General features: G+C 32.9%; 16 protein-coding genes and 1 other RNA gene. 13 read left to right on the top strand and 4 right to left on the bottom strand.

Annotation, left to right across the window (positions count from 1 at the left end; all coding sequences use genetic code 11):
* Positions 1–483: 483 nt before the first annotated feature.
* From asnS to J5Y03_RS03155, 4 genes are all read left to right on the top strand, one after another.
* The gene (gene asnS, locus J5Y03_RS03170; RefSeq protein ID WP_209402457.1) at positions 484–1779 is read left to right on the top strand and encodes an asparagine--tRNA ligase; all 1296 of its coding nucleotides are present in this window, start codon (positions 484–486) and stop codon (positions 1777–1779) included.
* A 91-nt stretch (positions 1780–1870) separates the two neighbouring features.
* The gene (locus J5Y03_RS03165) at positions 1871–2581 is read left to right on the top strand and encodes a DnaD domain-containing protein (RefSeq protein ID WP_209402455.1); all 711 of its coding nucleotides are present in this window, start codon (positions 1871–1873) and stop codon (positions 2579–2581) included.
* Positions 2582–2669: 88 nt separating this feature from the next.
* Positions 2670–3311, top strand: coding sequence for an endonuclease III (gene nth / locus J5Y03_RS03160; RefSeq protein ID WP_209402453.1), 642 nt, complete (start codon positions 2670–2672; stop codon positions 3309–3311).
* A 10-nt stretch (positions 3312–3321) separates the two neighbouring features.
* Positions 3322–3825, top strand: a complete 504-nt coding sequence (locus tag J5Y03_RS03155) for a YpoC family protein (protein ID WP_209402452.1) — start codon at positions 3322–3324, stop codon at positions 3823–3825.
* A gap of 34 nt (positions 3826–3859) precedes the next feature.
* On the opposite strand, the gene J5Y03_RS03150 is transcribed toward J5Y03_RS03155, so the two are convergent.
* Both J5Y03_RS03150 and recU read right to left on the bottom strand, forming a co-directional pair.
* Complete coding sequence (locus tag J5Y03_RS03150) at positions 3860–6517, bottom strand: transglycosylase domain-containing protein (RefSeq protein ID WP_245208716.1); 2658 nt, start codon at positions 6515–6517, stop codon at positions 3860–3862.
* Between the two features lie 38 nt (positions 6518–6555).
* Positions 6556–7158: a Holliday junction resolvase RecU gene (recU, locus tag J5Y03_RS03145; protein ID WP_209402450.1), complete on the bottom strand. Its 603-nt coding sequence runs from the start codon at positions 7156–7158 to the stop codon at positions 6556–6558.
* A 375-nt stretch (positions 7159–7533) separates the two neighbouring features.
* On the opposite strand from recU, the gene J5Y03_RS03140 reads away from it, so the two are divergent.
* On the top strand, positions 7534–7779 hold the full coding sequence (locus tag J5Y03_RS03140) for a hypothetical protein (RefSeq protein WP_209402448.1): 246 nt from the start codon (positions 7534–7536) through the stop codon (positions 7777–7779).
* Between the two features lie 54 nt (positions 7780–7833).
* On the opposite strand, the gene yppF is transcribed toward J5Y03_RS03140, so the two are convergent.
* Positions 7834–8046 (bottom strand): YppF family protein, encoded by a 213-nt coding sequence (gene yppF / locus J5Y03_RS03135; RefSeq protein ID WP_209402446.1) that lies wholly within the window; start codon positions 8044–8046, stop codon positions 7834–7836.
* Between the two features lie 425 nt (positions 8047–8471).
* On the opposite strand from yppF, the gene J5Y03_RS03130 reads away from it, so the two are divergent.
* From J5Y03_RS03130 to J5Y03_RS03105, 6 genes are all read left to right on the top strand, one after another.
* Positions 8472–9164, top strand: coding sequence for a YppG family protein (locus J5Y03_RS03130; RefSeq protein ID WP_245208715.1), 693 nt, complete (start codon positions 8472–8474; stop codon positions 9162–9164).
* A 564-nt stretch (positions 9165–9728) separates the two neighbouring features.
* Positions 9729–10271 carry a CotD family spore coat protein gene (locus tag J5Y03_RS03125; RefSeq protein WP_209402444.1) on the top strand — a complete coding sequence of 181 codons (543 nt, stop codon included), beginning with the start codon at positions 9729–9731 and terminating at the stop codon, positions 10269–10271.
* 167 nt (positions 10272–10438) lie between these two features.
* Positions 10439–10987 carry a DUF1273 domain-containing protein gene (locus tag J5Y03_RS03120; RefSeq protein WP_209402442.1) on the top strand — a complete coding sequence of 183 codons (549 nt, stop codon included), beginning with the start codon at positions 10439–10441 and terminating at the stop codon, positions 10985–10987.
* Positions 10988–11083: 96 nt separating this feature from the next.
* The gene (gpsB, locus tag J5Y03_RS03115) at positions 11084–11377 is read left to right on the top strand and encodes a cell division regulator GpsB (protein ID WP_209402440.1); all 294 of its coding nucleotides are present in this window, start codon (positions 11084–11086) and stop codon (positions 11375–11377) included.
* A 76-nt stretch (positions 11378–11453) separates the two neighbouring features.
* Positions 11454–11840, top strand: an RNA gene (gene rnpB / locus J5Y03_RS03110) — RNase P RNA component class B.
* Positions 11841–11973: 133 nt separating this feature from the next.
* A complete protein-coding gene (locus tag J5Y03_RS03105) occupies positions 11974–13125 on the top strand; it encodes a THUMP domain-containing class I SAM-dependent RNA methyltransferase (RefSeq protein WP_209402438.1) in 1152 nt (383 codons plus the stop codon).
* Between the two features lie 88 nt (positions 13126–13213).
* Here J5Y03_RS03105 and J5Y03_RS03100 read toward each other — a convergent pair whose 3' ends face one another.
* On the bottom strand, positions 13214–13555 hold the full coding sequence (locus tag J5Y03_RS03100) for an SdpI family protein (RefSeq protein ID WP_209402436.1): 342 nt from the start codon (positions 13553–13555) through the stop codon (positions 13214–13216).
* A gap of 220 nt (positions 13556–13775) precedes the next feature.
* Here J5Y03_RS03100 and J5Y03_RS03095 point away from each other — a divergent pair, with 220 nt between their 5' ends.
* Together J5Y03_RS03095 and J5Y03_RS03090 are read left to right on the top strand one after the other, a co-directional pair.
* On the top strand, positions 13776–14513 hold the full coding sequence (locus J5Y03_RS03095) for a C1 family peptidase (protein WP_209402434.1): 738 nt from the start codon (positions 13776–13778) through the stop codon (positions 14511–14513).
* Between the two features lie 533 nt (positions 14514–15046).
* Entirely contained in the window at positions 15047–16993 is a 1947-nt protein-coding gene (locus tag J5Y03_RS03090; RefSeq protein ID WP_209402432.1) for an ATP-dependent DNA helicase, read from the top strand.
* Positions 16994–17009: the final 16 nt, after the last annotated feature.

The raw sequence follows: 17009 nt of genomic DNA, 5'->3' as shown, positions 1-17009 counted from the left end.
GAACCACAGGAACTCCAAATAGCAACACTTTCTGCGAATACATCTTTTTATTAGGCTTTTTTTTAATCGTTGCTATTAGTTTTTTTAATTTAAAAGACAGAAGTTGATTGGAACGGAAGGGTGCTCGACTCCTGTGGGAGATGCGGGAAGGCTGAGACCCCACAGGAGCGTATGCGACGAGGAGGCTCAGCTCACGCCCCTAGGAAAGCGAGTATCCTGGAGTGGAAATCAACTTACACATACTGAAATAGCAACAATGTATACGAAAACAGCGTTTTTAAAGGGCTAAGCTATATTTCAATGTTGTTTTTTAGAACAGAGCCTTTTAATAAAATATAGAAATCTCGAGTTTAACTATGTTATCAGATATAATATTATTAGATAATTTGTCTATTTTCCTCAATTTACGTTGATATGAGTAAACTAGAGGGGTATAATGATTATATTGGAATTAGTCTATACATAAGTTTTGGAGGGTTATTTTTGAAAACGACAATTAATCAAGTACATAAATACGTTGATCAAACAGTTACTCTTGGCGCTTGGTTAGCAAACAAGCGTTCAAGTGGTAAAATCGCATTTCTTCAACTGCGCGATGGTTCTGGATTTATTCAAGGTGTTGTAGTTAAAGAAGAAGTAGGGGAAGAAGTATTTCAATTAGCAAAAGGTCTAACACAAGAAACTTCTATGTATGTAACTGGAGTTGTACGTAAAGACGAGCGTTCTCCTCTAGGTTATGAGTTGAATGTAACTGGAATTAAGGTTCTTCACGAATCAGTTGATTTCCCAATTACACCAAAAGAACATGGTACTGAATTTTTAATGGACAACCGTCATTTATGGTTACGTTCTAGACGCCAACACGCTGTAATGAAAATTCGTAACGAAATCATTCGTGCAACGTATGAATTTTTCAATGAGAATGGTTTCGCAAAAGTTGATCCACCTATTTTAACAGGTAGTGCACCTGAAGGAACTTCTGAATTATTTGCTACGAAGTATTTTGATGAAGATGCTTACCTTTCACAAAGTGGACAATTATATATGGAAGCTGCTGCTATGGCACTAGGAAAAGTATTTTCTTTCGGTCCAACATTTAGAGCAGAAAAATCGAAAACTCGTCGTCATTTAATTGAGTTTTGGATGATTGAACCTGAAATGGCATTCGTAGAATTTGAAGAAAATCTAGAGGTTCAAGAACAATACGTATCTTATATTGTTCAATCAGTTCTTAAAAATTGTCAATTAGAGCTTAAAACATTAGGTCGTGACATTTCTAAGCTTGAAAAAATTACTGCACCATTCCCACGTATTTCTTATGATGATGCGATTAAGTTTTTACATGAAAAAGGTTTCGAGGATATTCAATGGGGTGATGATTTTGGAGCTCCACATGAAACTGCTATTGCAGAAAGCTTCGAGAAACCAGTATTTATTACACATTACCCAGTAGGAATCAAACCATTCTATATGCAACCTCATCCAGAACGTGATGACGTTGTACTATGTGCAGATTTAATTGCACCAGAAGGGTACGGAGAAATCATTGGTGGATCTGAACGTATCCACGACATGAAATTACTTGAAGAGAAATTAAAAGAGCATGGATTAGATGCAACTCATGCTTACAAATGGTATTTAGAGTTACGTCAATATGGTTCAGTACCACATTCAGGTTTCGGTTTAGGTTTAGAAAGAACTGTAGCTTGGATTTCAGGTGTTGAACATGTTCGTGAAACAATTCCATTTCCACGTTTATTAAACCGTTTATATCCATAATTTATAGTAGAGGTATGATGAACTCATACCTCTATTTTTTTGTTTTAACATAAAAGTAAACATGCTATACTAAATTACGAGGTGTACGTAAATGAATAAAAATAGCATGATCAAGTGGATTCAAGAAGGTACACTTAGTATACCTACTGTCTTATTAACAAGTTATGCTTTACTTGGAATAAATGAAAATGAGTTAGTGATGATCTTACAATTGCATTCATTTCAGCAAAAAGGAAATTCGTTTCCTACTCCAAATCAATTAGCAAATGTTATGACTTTTTCTGAAGAAAAATGTATGGAGATTATACGTGAATTGCTTAAAAAAGGTTTTATTGAAATAATAGAGCAGTTTGATTATATCGAAATAGGTGCAGAGGCATATTCATTAGAGCCACTTTGGAATAAGCTACTTGACAGTTTAGAATCCGGGGAAAACCAACATAATATAAAAGTAGAAATAAATAATAAATCAGATGAAGAGCCATCTGTTTTTTCTATTTTCGAAAAAGAATTTGGTCGATTATTGTCTCCATTTGAGTGTGAAACTCTTACAATGTGGTTAGATCAAGATCAACATGAGGAATCTTTAATTAAAGCCGCATTAAAAGAAGCTGTAATGAGTGGGAAACTTAATTTTCGATATATTGATCGAATTTTATTTGAATGGAAAAAGAACGGTATAAATACACTTGAGAAAGCTACTGATTATAGTAAGCATTTTCGAAAAAAAGATCGTCAAATGGCACAAAATGAAACGAACTACACAGGTACAATACCTTTTTATAATTGGTTAGAAAAATAATTTAGATCACACAGGTTGTCTCTTGAGTTGTGCATGGCACTGAAATTTGGGACAGTCTGTTTTATTATGTAAAGAAAGGAAGGGTAATATGTTAACAATTAAACAAATAAATGAAGTAATCGATACTTTAGGAGAAATGTTTCCTGATGCACATTGCGAGTTGAATCATAAAAATCCATTTGAATTAGTCATCGCAGTTGCTTTGTCAGCGCAATGTACTGATGTTCTAGTCAATAAAGTGACAGCAAAACTTTTCCAAAAATACAAAACTCCTGAGGACTATTTAGCAGTAAGTTTGGAAGAACTACAGAACGACATAAAATCAATTGGTTTATTTCGAAATAAAGCAAAAAATATACAAAAGTTATGCAGAATGCTACTAGATGATTATGATGGAATTGTACCTCAGGCAAGAGAAGAGCTTGTAAAGCTTCCAGGGGTTGGTAGAAAGACAGCAAATGTTGTGATGTCAGTTGCATATGGAATTCCAGCAATTGCAGTTGATACCCACGTAGAGAGAGTCTCAAAACGGTTAGCCATCTGTAGGTGGAAAGATTCAGTCTTACAGGTTGAAGAAACATTGATGAAAAAAATACCGATGGAATTATGGGGATTAACGCATCACAGATTAATATTTTTCGGAAGATATCACTGTAAAGCACAAAGACCTAATTGTCAGGAATGTCCATTAAATACAATCTGTAGAGAAGGCAAAAAACGTTTGAAATGAGAGGGTACAGATGGAGAAAATAATCTTTATACCAAGCCAGTTTCGAATTGAGCCATTCTATGATAATTCTTTAGAAATAAGAGAGCTAAATGAAAAGAGTAAACTAACAATACCATTTTATAACGAAATAAATATTGTTAATCAAATATGTAACAAGGAAGAACTAATACAAAATGCCGAATCGTTAATCATTGATATGATCGATTATTGGAAAGAAATTAAGCCAAGTATAAGTGAAATGTTTCGAATGAGGAAAAAAGAACAAGCGAAAGATCTCATGATTTCATGTGTTGCGAATATGATTTCAATCTTAAGCTGGATGAATCAAGTAGTAATACTGGATTTAAGAAATTTACAAGTAGAAATAAATAAATTGCCAATTAAACCATTAAATTTTCAAGAAAGACTTTCGTTTCTATTAAATCAACCCAATCACTATCATTCATTGATTCAATTAACTGGGTTATATGAAGAAATAGAAAAACAGTATTATAAACAAAAAATAAAAAGATGAGGTAAGCATCTATGTGCTTGCCTCATCTTTTTTGTTATGCAACAATTTTATTATTTGAATTTGAATTATTTAATCGATTTTGCGAATTTGGCTTGATATAAGAAGTTTGATTCTTTAATCCGGTTGTACCTGAATTGCCTGGTTTAACAGGCTGACTCGGTGGATTAGTCGAAGGATTCCCGTTATTATTAGGATTTCCATTTTTTCCACCAGAATTGTTTCCATTGTTAGGATTTCCATTAGGATTCCCATCATTTGGATTCCCGGTATTTGGTTTACCCGTACTTGGGTCACCTGTATTTGGATTCCCGTTATTCGGATTACCCGTATTTGGGTTTCCATTATTACCATTAGGATTTGGATTTCCATTATTACCATTTGGGTTAGGATTTACATTGTTAGATAAGTTTACTGAAACCTTAACAGTAGAACTTCTTCCATCGGCTGTAATCGCAGTAATAGATATATTAACCTTATCACCAGGCATAATACTAGGTATTGAAGCTTGCGTATCTTTAATTGATAATGGTGTAGCTTTTTGTCCATTTACATCATATGCAACTTCAAAAGTAGTTGATGGTAATAAATCTGCTGGATAATTCCATGTCAAGTCAATGTTTGAAGTAACTGGATTGAAGCTAGTAGTTACTTGACTTGGTGCTTTTATTGTTTTTGGTGTAGGTACATTATCAACCTTTTCACCTTTAATATAAAGCTCACCATTGTTTTCGTAAACAGAACTTGGTTGTTTAAACCTAGAATTGTAATCAGCAGTTGCTGCTAACATATCTCTTGCAATATATTTTGCGATATTTGATGAGTTTTTTCCTAAGTACTCACCTGTTTTATTTATTGGATAACCAGTCCATACAGAAACTGTTACATCAGGAGTATAGCCAACAAACCAGCTATCATGAGTTGCATTACTAGGGAACCCAAATTTAGCAAGAGTTGCTTGATCATAGTTTGTAGTACCTGTTTTACCAGCCATATCCAAGCCAGGAACCCTAGCTTTAGTACCTGTTCCAGACTTTACAACACCTCTAAGCATGTCAGTAATCATGTATGCAGTATAATCACTCATAGCTTGCTTTGGTTTTGGTGTAAGATCTTGTTCAGTACCGTCTTGGAAAGTAACTTTTGTAACAGCATGTGGTTTAATATAAACACCACCGTTACCAAATGCAGCATATGCACCTGCCATCTGTAAAGGAGATACTCCATCAAATCCACCGATTGCATATGATTCATAGATGTGATTTAAATGAATTCCTAAACCATCAGCAAAACCTCTTGCATTCTCTAAACCAACCTGTTGAAGGGTTTCAATAGCTGGAATATTACGTGATTGCTCAAGTGCATAACGAATAGACATTTGGCCATAGCCCTTTTTATCCCAGTTATTTACAGGTGTCCCGTCAGAATAATGGAAGTTTGACGAATCATCGATTTGATGAAAAGTAGACCATTTTAAATACTGAATTGCAGGACCATAATCTAGAATTGGTTTAATTGATGAACCAGGTTGACGTTGAATATCTGTTGCATAGTTAAAGCCACCTTTTGCAGCGTTACGACCAGCTCCAATAGCACGGATTTCACCAGTTTTAGTATCAGTTAAAGTGAAACCAGCTTGGAAATCGTCGTTTGGATAGAATCCATTGCCTCGATTTGTAATATCATCAGCTTCTTTTTGTGCTTTTGGATCTAAAGTAGTTTGAACTGTTAAACCCTCAGTATAGATATCAGCACCTGTTTCTTGTTTAACTTCTTTAACAACCTCATCTATAAATGCTTGGTAAGGTTGTGACTCTTGTGGTTGTACGTGTACTAAGCTTTTCATTGGAATTGCTTTTGCTTTATCAAATTGTTCTTGCGTAATAGATCCGTATTTTAACATTTGACCTAAAACAATATTACGACGGTTTTCTGCAGCTTGTGGATGAGTTGCAGGATTGTAATTATTTGGACTTTGAACCATACCAGCAAGCATTGCTGCTTCAGGAAGGGTAATATCCTTTAAGTCTTTATTAAAATAAGTTTGGCATGCTTTAGCAATACCATAAACTCCAGGGCCACCTGCGCCATTTGAGAAATAAACTTTGTTTAAATACATTTCTAAAATCTGTTGTTTAGAATATTTTTGTTCAAGCTGGAATGCTAAATACCACTCTTGTACTTTACGTCTAATTGTTTTTTTACTAGATAGTAATGAGTTTTTAACAACCTGCTGAGTGATTGTACTTCCACCCTCAGAACCGAATCCACCAGTAACATTAGCTAGAATCGCTCCAAAAATTCTTCGAACGTCTACACCTTTATGTTGGTAAAATCGAACATCCTCTGTATCGATAAAAGCATTTTCTACTACTTTAGGAATTTGATTATATGTTACCTTTGTTCGTTGTTCAGTACCAACTTCAGCAATGACATTTCCATCTTTATCTAGAATTTTAGAGGAAAGAGGGTCTTGTAATTTTTTCGGATCTAATTTTGGCGCATCACTAACTAAATAGTAAAAAGTTCCAATCCCAGCAAGTATACAAACTACTGCAATTGTTAATATTGTTAATGTGATTCTTTTCCAAAGTCCTTCTCGTTTTTTTGGAGAACTACTTTTGGGTTTATGATTATTATTATTTGGTTTCTCCATTTTTTTACGTTCTTCTCGTGAACGATAATTTTCTGACATAGAATACTCCTGCCTTTCAAGTTGAGCTCGATCATTATTTATAACTGATAAAGCTCATCAATACATTTTAAGTAAGGTACAAAATCTGGATAACTAGTTTTTATAAGAATCCCTACTTGTTCAACTTCTGCTTTAGAAATTGATTTTTTTCCACCATTTTCTTGACGGTCCCAGAATGCTAGAATATCTGAAGCCTTTAGAAAATAAATTTCATTATACATCGAAAATTTTAAGATGACAAACGCAATTCCGCCGTGTTTGATAACACTTTGCATATGCTTGATTTGATGGGAATGAAAATTTTGTAGTGGAAAGCTAGACTTATTATTCGTTTCTTTTGCTTCAAAGTCAATATATTTTTCTTTATAAATACCATTATAGTCTGTCGTAGAAGGTTGTTTAAAATATGCCTCTCGTATAACGGCGGCACTTCTTTTAGGATAATCAACTTTCACGATCTGAATGGGTGTTGGTTTTTTGTGAATGTTTGCAATTCCATTTGATAAGTAATACAAGTTGGTTAAGTTAAGATCATCTTCTAATGACATACCTCTGTTACTATAAGTATTACCTATTTTTGATTTATCCTCATTCACATGATTGAAATTTGATCTCTTCCTATTTGGATATAATACAGTCAATTTTACCAGCTCCAATTTCCACATACGGTTCGATTATATCAAAAAAACGTCGTTAAGTGTGTAATCAATTTATCTGTAAGACTCTATGAAACTAAATTATTATAATTAATTAATAGAAAGAAAGATAGCGAGTAACTTATAAAACTTATTCTTAAAGGAACCGGGAAAATGTAAGGTTTTATAAATGGATTAATGATTAAGATTATTTATCATTAATGAATATTAAATTAGAAAATACTTAGTTTATGTCGAAATTTTTTAACTTGATGAAAAAAAACACTATGTTTATCGAAAATGTACTAGTTTTGTCACCATGGAAGGAAAGTAAGATGAAAAAAAGAATATGAATCAATAAGATGAGAGGAGATGGAAGAAATGGATATGATTCAAAAAGATTCAATTTGTAATGTGATTGATGAATTATTGAATGAAATTGAGTTAATTGAACATACATTATCGTTGAAGGTAAATCAAAAGATTGTAAATGAAAATTCAACCTTATTACAACAAATACAACTCACTACAATGCATCTCCATCATTTCGAAAAAAAGATCAATCAAGTAAATGATGGTGGGAATTGGATTCGCACACCTATAAATCTAGGAAAATTAGCATTTTGAAAAAAAGAGGTTATCTTTTGGTAAATTGACTAAAAGATAACCTTTTATATTGTGTTAAAAAACTTCTACATTTTGGCTTATTTCCGTTATGTATGCTGGTTTACTTGCGCCTGACAATTCCAAAGTTTGAATTAAAGTTCGGTAGTTATTAACTGATATTTCTCCTTTAATATAGAAGTACTGAAGAAAATCCATTAATTGATTAAGATTAACAGGCTCGTAACTTTTTACATCTAAAAATTTTACACGTAGTTCCTCTAATGTCACTATAATCCCTCCAAAATACGTTTATTCGTACATCATTTGAAGCAAGATTTATTCGTTCCTTACACTTTTAATGTATCATAATTTTTTGTATTTTAAATTTTTTATAAAATTGAGACTTCCGACAGAAAATGACATATTCCGTATGATAAAAAGGCTATTTGCTGCTATCTTAGAATGCGTTAGTTGATTACAACTCCAAGTTGCTCGCTTTCCGCGTGGCGTGAACTAGCCTCCTCGGCAAGCCTTCGGGGTCTCAGCCTTCCCGTGTTTTTCCCACAGGAGTCTCGTACCTTCCGCCCGAATCAACTACTATCTTTCCAAATCTCGGGTAGCAACAATCTATTAGAAAAGAGCAAATAAAAAAGTCACAGATTGGGCTCTATATTCATACAAATACTGTAGAATAGAAAGTTGGAGGAATTAAAATGTATTATAATGATTATGATCCAAGAAATTTTCATCCTTCCAATAATATGCAATTTCAATCAAATCTTTATAATAGTCCATATCCAATTACACCAAATGCATACTCTTACTATATACCGGTTCAAAGGTATGAGAATGTAATCCAGCCAATCCAATCAATACAGTCAGCCCAAAGTAATCCAAACCAATTTAACGGAATGAATACTGCGTTACAACCTAATCAAAATTTGTTTGGGGAAGTTCCAGAATTTCAAAATGGTATGCAACAAATACATTCAATGCCCCAATCGCAAAACGCCTTTATTCCTCAGACAATTCAAGGACAATCTATGTCAACTAATCAGCAAACTGAAATGTTTGAAGGGGGGCAGATGTATCAAAATCAGCAATTTCCTCATCACATGCAACAATTTCCTTTTCAACAACAGCCTTTTCCATTTCAACCTCACCCACAAATGGGTCCATTTGCAGAGCCAATGATGCAAGGTCCATATAAACCATATCCTACAAATCCAAAAGGGGTAAACGGGAACAATACACAACAAAATCAAATTGCATCAATTATTAATCAATTTAAAAATAATAATGGTACGTATGATGTGTCAAAAATGATGAATACAGCAGGACAGTTTATGAATACGATGAATCAAGTAGGTGGTTTGTTTAAGCAAGTGGGATTTTTATTTAAGTAGTGAGAAGCAAACATAAATAATAGTAAAAAATTAGTAAATCATATTTTATAGACAATACGATCAGATGTAGATAAACTTATATCTGACTGTATTGTCTATTTCAAATAAAAGATACATATTTCATTACAACTTAGAAATTAATTTTAATCGTTATTCTTTTTTGTTGTAAAAAAGCTTAAAACTTTAAAAATATCTTAAAAATGATTTGGAACATATTTATGAGATTTAAACTAATTTACCTCATTAGAGTAAAATATTTAAAAATTTGTTAAAAAATTATTTGAAATAATTTTATTCTTCTTATTGTTTCTTTAACAAAAACCCCTTAAAATAATTAATTATTATGAAATAATGTGACAATGGAGAGAGCATAGTTGAAAAACACCATATTGTATTTGTTTTTTATTACGTTAATGTTAATAACAGTATTATTTACAAGCTTTAAACAAGCTCTATATGTAATTTTATCCTAGAAAAAAGTAGGCATGTATAACGAACGTCTTTTTTTCTTCTACATAAACTGTTGATGTAAGGTTTTTTAAATAGTAGGAGAGGAGAAGAGATATGTATCATCATTGCTTACCATGTTATGGACCAGCACACGTATTACCAGCGCATGTAATGCCAGCAGTTGTTCATCCTATAGTAGATAGTGTAGAGCATGTATTTTCTACAACAATTGTACCGAATGTTTACCCATCACATGAAACAATCGTACAACATAATTTGATTCAACCTGAAAATTATTTCCCACATTCAACATCTGTAGTAAATAATTTACAACCATTACCTGCTGTAAATCATCCACCATTTTTTGATGGAGGTTATCCAGGAATTGGGGCTGGATATCCAGGAGTTGGGCCAGGATATCCAGGAGCTCCAGTTGCTACGCCATATGGAGGTGCAACTGGAATGCCAGGAACAATGCCAATGGGAATGGCTCCAGGAATGCCAGGAACAATGCCGATGGGAATGGCTCCGGGAATGTCAGGAACAATGCCAATGGGAATGGGACCAGGAATGTCAGGAACAATGCCAATGGGAATGGGACCAGGCATGCCAGGAACAATGCCAATGGGAATGGGACCAGGCATGCCAATGATGTAATTTTTAAACATCATGTCTTAAGTAATATTTGATTTAATATTACTGATTAGTGCAGAAATAGTCTCTTATTCACGGGAGAATTAAAATTAATTTTAAAATGCAAATGAAAATCATGTGGAAGAATCTTTTAGAAAAGGTTCTTCCTTTCAATTAATTGGAGCATCTTAATGAAAATATTAACAATATCTGGATATAAGTCATCAGAATTAGGGATATTCTCAAATAATCACAAAGCAGTACAATACATACAAAAAGCGATTTTAAAAAGCGTTGTACCGTTAATAGAAGAAGGATTAGAGTGGGTCATTATTTCTGGACAACTTGGTACAGAATTATGGGCAGCAGAAGTAGTACAAAAATTACAAGAAATTTTTCCTAATCTTCAATTAGGTATATTTACTCCATATGAAAACCAAGAGCAAAATTGGAATGAACAAAATAAATTGTATTATGAAGAAATTCTTATGCTCGCAGATCATGTTGATTCAATTTCAAGAAAACCATATGAATCACCACAACAATTAATTGCAAAAAATGTTTTCTTAATTGAAAAAAGTGATGCTTGTTTATTATTTTATGATCCTGAAAAGGAAGGCAGTCCAAAGTATATGTATGATATTGCTAAAAAAAAGTGTGAAATTGGAAATTACCAATTAATACAAGTAACCTTTGATGAACTACAAGCAATTGTTGATGAAGAAACGATGTATGATTAAATTCTAATTTGATTTACATAGTGTAGATAATTGACAATTTAAAAAGACTTTGAAAGAATAGATTGTAAATATTTCTAATGCTTTGGGGTGAAATAAATGGATACAAAAAAAGGACAACTTACAATAAAAGATATTCTACACCAAGAATTTAAAACGACAATGCGTGGTTATAGCCAAGAAGAAGTTGATAAATTTTTAGACGTTATTATAAAAGATTATGAAGCATTTCAAAATCAAATTGTTTCTTTACAACAAGAAAATGCAAAGTATAAAAAACTTTTAGATGATCAAAAAAGTAATGTAACACCTTTTACAAATACAAACACAGATATTTTAAAAAGACTATCGAATTTAGAAAAACATGTGTTTGGAAGTAAATTGTATGAATAATTTAAGTAAACTTTCTTTCTAAAAAAGATTGCATTATAAAGTAGAATTTACTATACTAAGAAATGTTCATTTCAATATGTTCGGGTAATCGCTGCAACGCTTGACGTTGTTGAGGAAAGTCCATGCTCGCACAGTCCTGAGATGGCTGTAGTGTTCGTGCCTAGCGAAGTCATAAGCTAGGGTAGTCTGTTAAAAGGCTAACGGCAGGGAACTAGCCTAAGTCCTTCTGGATATGGCTTTACTACCTTTAAAGTGCCACAGTGACGTAGTCCTCGAAGAAATGAGAGGAGTGGAACGAGGTAAACCCCACGAGCGAGAAACCCAAATAATGGTAGGGGAATCCTTTCGAAGGAATTGAACTTAGAAAGGGACAGAGTTACTACTCTGTAGATAGATGATTACCACCGGAGTACGAGGTTAAAAGCCGTCTGTAGTACGAAGGGACAAAACATGGCTTACAGAACATATGAAGTGATAATATAGTATAGGTAAACAACTCTCCTATTTAGAGTAGGAGAGTTTTTTCTATAAAAGGTAAAACTAAAATAAAAAATACATAGAAGACCATTCATTTATGAATGGAATAGGTGATTAAATTGGCTACATATACTTTAATTGCTACAGCAGCAATGGGGATTGAAGCATTAGTTGCAAGAGAAATTAAAAACTTAGGATATGAAGATGTAACAGTTGAAAATGGACGTGTACTATTTAAAGCAGATGAAAGTGGAATATGTCGTGCAAATTTATGGATACGTTCAGCAGATCGAATTAAGATTTTAATCGGGGAATTTAAAGCTACAACTTTTGATGAACTATTTGAAAAAACAAAAGCAATACCTTGGCAAAAATATATCCCAAGAAATGCTCAATTTCCGGTTTTAGGAAAATCTCAAAAATCCAAGTTATTTTCTGTATCTGATTGTCAAGCGATTGTTAAAAAAGCAATTGTTGATAAATTGAAAGCAACTCAAAACATCCAAGGAATGTTAATAGAGGATGGGCCATTATTTCGAATTGAAGTTTCGCTAGTCAAGGATATTGCAACATTAACACTTGACACAACTGGTCGAGAAGGATTACACAAACGCGGATACCGAGTAGCTCAAGGAGAAGCACCTTTAAAAGAGACACTTGCAGCTTCATTAGTCATGTTAACAAATTGGAATCCGGATCTTCCTTTTGTTGATCCGTATTGTGGTTCAGGAACAATAGCCATCGAAGCAGCCTTAATTGGACAAAACATTGCTCCAGGTTCTTTTAGAAGTTTTGCATCCGAAGATTGGCATTGGATTGGAAATAAACGCTGGAATGAAGCAAGACAAGAAGTAGAAGATTTGGCAAATTATGACCAACCATTAAATATAATTGGGTCAGATATCGACCACCGAATGATTCGTGTTGCACAAGAAAATGCAGAAGAAGTTGGATTAGGTGATATTATTTCATTTAAGCAAATGCAAGTAAAGGATTTTACAACAAAATCAGACTATGGCTACGTTGTTGCGAACCCTCCTTATGGTGAGCGTCTAAATGACCGACCTTATGTCGAAAAACTATATAGTGATATGGGGAAAGTGTTTAGACCACTTGATACTTGGTCAGTATATGTCATGACAAGTCATGAAGGCTTTGAAGAATGCTACGGAGCACCAGCATCGAAAAAGCGTAAGTTATTTAATGGGTTTATTAAAACGGACTACTATCAGTATTTTGGTAAGAGACCACCTCGTCGATCAGAGGACTAATCAAGACTGTTGAAATTATGAGAGTCACATTTTTCTCTTTTAAATAGAGAAAGGTGTGACTCTTTTGAATTATAAATATATGATGAGTTTATCTGTCTAACTGCTTTAATCTTTTTTCTACCTTAATAAACATAAGAATTGTTAATAACCCCATTAATCCAATTGTTAAAAAAACTGAAACAATTTCATACTTAAATCCAATTCCAATACCAATAATACTTCCTAAAATCATGATGATATAACCATTTTTAATCATGATTTTAGCGCTAAGCTGATTAGCTTCATTCCATAATTCAATATTTTTCATTGAACGGAAGGTTCGATATCCATAATAATCATTAATCTCTTTTGGTGGCTTATGCTTTAAAAATAGACCAGTAATTATAAAAGTTAGTCCAATGATAAATGCAATTACAATACCGACATACAACGTTTTACGCCCTCTCAATCCTAATTAATCATATATATTTATATTCTTTGTTAATAAATTTTTTCCTTTGTCTTGAAGGAATTTTGCTTATTGATGTCAAATAAAAAAGGTTTAAGAAGGTGAATGTATTGGAAGATCATCACAAATACAGTTACCAGCTTAAAAAGTTTTATGTAATTAGATAGTAGCAAAAAAATATGAATATTGGAGGATGAATACGATGAAGTATAATATTATCCATGATTCTAAAGATTTGCGCGATAAGATTTATGTAAGTCCTAATTACAAAACTGTTTCAGATTTACCTTCAGAAACGAATAATTCAATTATAATCGATTGGGTATTTGACCAAGGGCAAGAAGGTTCATGTACAGCTAACGCATTTGCTAGTATGAGAATGTACTTATTAAAGAAAGCTGAAAAGCCATTTCAAGTACTTAGTAGAGCTTATATCTACTGGCATGAACGAAATTATGAAGGAACAACAAGAGAGGACTCGGGGGCAGAATCAAGAGACGGTATGCGAACACTTAAAGAATTTGGCGTTTGTTTAGAAAGTACAATGCCATATAATGATCATGATTATTTAACCGTTCCATCAGAACAAGCTGAAATTGAAGCTCCTGAATACAAAATTAATAATTATTACCGTGTACCTAATTACGATATATTAAAAACGGCATTAGCTGATGGATTAACTGTTTCTCTCGGTATGGTAGTATACGAATCCTTTGAGTCTGATAGTGTAGCAAGATCTGGAATCTTTGTAACACCATCTCAACATGAGCATGTACTAGGTGGTCACGAGGTCTTAATTGTTGATTATAAAAGTGATGCTAATACCACAACATATAAAGTGCTAAACAGCTGGGGAGAAGGATGGGGACAAAAAGGGTATTTTTGGATCACAGACTCTCAATTGAAAATGGTCGCGATGGATTTTTGGACTGCGAATTAAATGGAATTTCCAATTATAAAAAGACAATAATGTGAATTATATTCTTTAGTACAACTTTCGCCACCTATCTTGGTGGTTTTTTCATTTTATAAAATAAATATGCTCTTTTCTAAAAGATTGTTGCTTTTGAGATTTGTAACTATGAAGACAAAAGTTGATTACAATGGAAGGTACGAGACTCCTATGGGAATAGTGGGAAGGCTGAGACCCCGCATGAGCGTATGCGACGAGGAGGCTCAGCTCACGCCCCATGGAAAGGGAGCATCCTGGATTTGTAATCAACTAACGTATTCTAAAATAGCAACAAATTTGCCTAAAACAGCCAAAATGTAAAAAGCAAATGAATAAACTAATCTATATTAGATTTGAAATGATCTTTAAATAAATTATTAGAAGTGTTTGTTGTAATTTATCCTTATATTTTGTATGATAGATTTTACGCTAAATTAAAAATAAAAGTTTCTATTTAAAATAAAAACGTGTTGTTGAAAAAGAGTCTTCATTGAGGACTTTTTTCTATGTAGGGGGTACATATGGTTAATACAAGAAAATTACCATTTGAAGTGTCTAAGCAAGATAGCTTCATTGATAAATTAGGTGAATGGATCGGGGATGTATTTTATGAACTACTTCCTGATGCCGGATATGAAATTCGTGATGAACAAATATTCATGGCTTACCAAGTTGAAAGAGCATTTAAAGAAAAGAAAATTATCTTTGCGGAAGCCGGTGTTGGAACAGGTAAAACGTTTGTTTATTTGTTATATAGTATTTGTTATGCACGATACACTGGTAAACCAGCAATTATTGCATGTGCAGATGAATCACTAATTGAACAGCTCGTCAAAAAGAATGGAGATATTGAAAAATTATCAAAGGCTTTAAACTTAGATGTCGATGTTCGATTAGCAAAATCTCCTACAAGTTATTTATGTTTAAATAAGCTAGATGAGCAAAGAGGGAACCTAGATGCAAGTGATAAAGTTTTAGGCATTTACGAAAATTTACCTTCATTTGTTCATGATTATAGTACACTTCAAGCTTTTTATCCTTACGGAGATCGTACTGAACATAAAGATCTTACTGATGAAGAATGGGGAACAGTAGGGTATGACTATTTTCAAGATTGTGCAACATGTGAAAAAAGACATCGATGTGGTCAAACTTTATCGAGAGATCAATATCGAAAAGCAACTGATTTAATTGTATGTTCACAAGATTTCTATATGGAACATATTTGGACTGCTGATTCAAGAAAACGAGAAGGTCAGCTACCACTTTTACCATCACCAAGCTGTGTTGTATTTGATGAAGGTCATCTTCTAGAATTTGCTGCTCAAAAATCATTAACATATCGTCTACAACAAGAAACATTAAATCGCTTCTTCACACATTTAATGCAAACTGGAACAAGGGAAACGTTTAGAGAATTGTTAGAAGATACTTTAGAAACATATGATGAGTTCTTCTATTTATTAGATCGTGAATCAAAAATGATCAAAGGCTCGAATCGTTTAGAAGTAAATAAATCTGATGAAATAATCCGCACAGGAGAAAAAATTCGTAAACAAATTGCCCAAATTGGTGATGAACTTGTTTTTGAAAGTGAAATGTATACGATGGATGAATATCAGTTAAATATTGTAGATGAACATTTAGATGATATCGAAATGTCATTAAATTTATTTTTAAATGAAAAGACTGCAATATTATGGCTAGAAGAATATCAAAATGAATTAACGTTAGTGATTATGCCTAGGGCAGTAAATGAATTATTACAAGAAAAAGTATTCTCATTAAAAATTCCAATGATTTTTTCTTCTGCAACTTTATCTGAAAATAATTCATTTGATTATATTTCAAACAGTTTAGGCGTAAAAGAGTATTTATCGTTTTCTGTGAATTCGCCATTCGAATATGAAGAACTAATGAAAATAGATGTGATACAAAATTATTCAACAGAAAATGCATTAAAAAATGACTCAATCATTAAAAACATGAATGAAAATAAAGGAAGTACACTTGTTTTATTTAATTCTGTTCAGGAATTAAATGAATTTAAATTACAAACTCAAAATGAGTCAATGGATTTTCCTATCTATTTTGAGGGACAAGAAGAAATAAGTACACTTGTTTCTAAATTCCAAAATGAGATTCATTCAGTACTTTGTGCTGTTCATTTGTGGGAGGGGCTTGATATACAAGGAGAATCACTAAACCAAGTAATTATCCATTCATTACCGTTTCCTCCAAATGATCCAGTATTCCAAGCAAAACGAAATAGTGTGAACAATTGGTATGAAGAAGTTGATGAGCCTTATATGCTTCTAAGACTAAGACAAGGTATTGGACGATTAATTCGAAGTAATGGAGATAGTGGTAAAATTATGATCTATGTAGATTCAAATGTGAAGGAAAGTACTCTTCAAAAGGTTCATACTATTTTACCTGTTAAAGCAAATAATCTAACGATAGAATAAATAAAAATAATGCCTG

It is taken from the genome of Gottfriedia endophytica (genome assembly GCF_017814275.1).
GTDB classification, from domain to species: Bacteria; Bacillota; Bacilli; order Bacillales; family Bacillaceae_G; genus Gottfriedia; species Gottfriedia endophytica.
The sequence above is the reverse complement of the archived record's forward strand: the minus strand, read 5'-3'. Positions and strand labels throughout refer to the sequence as shown.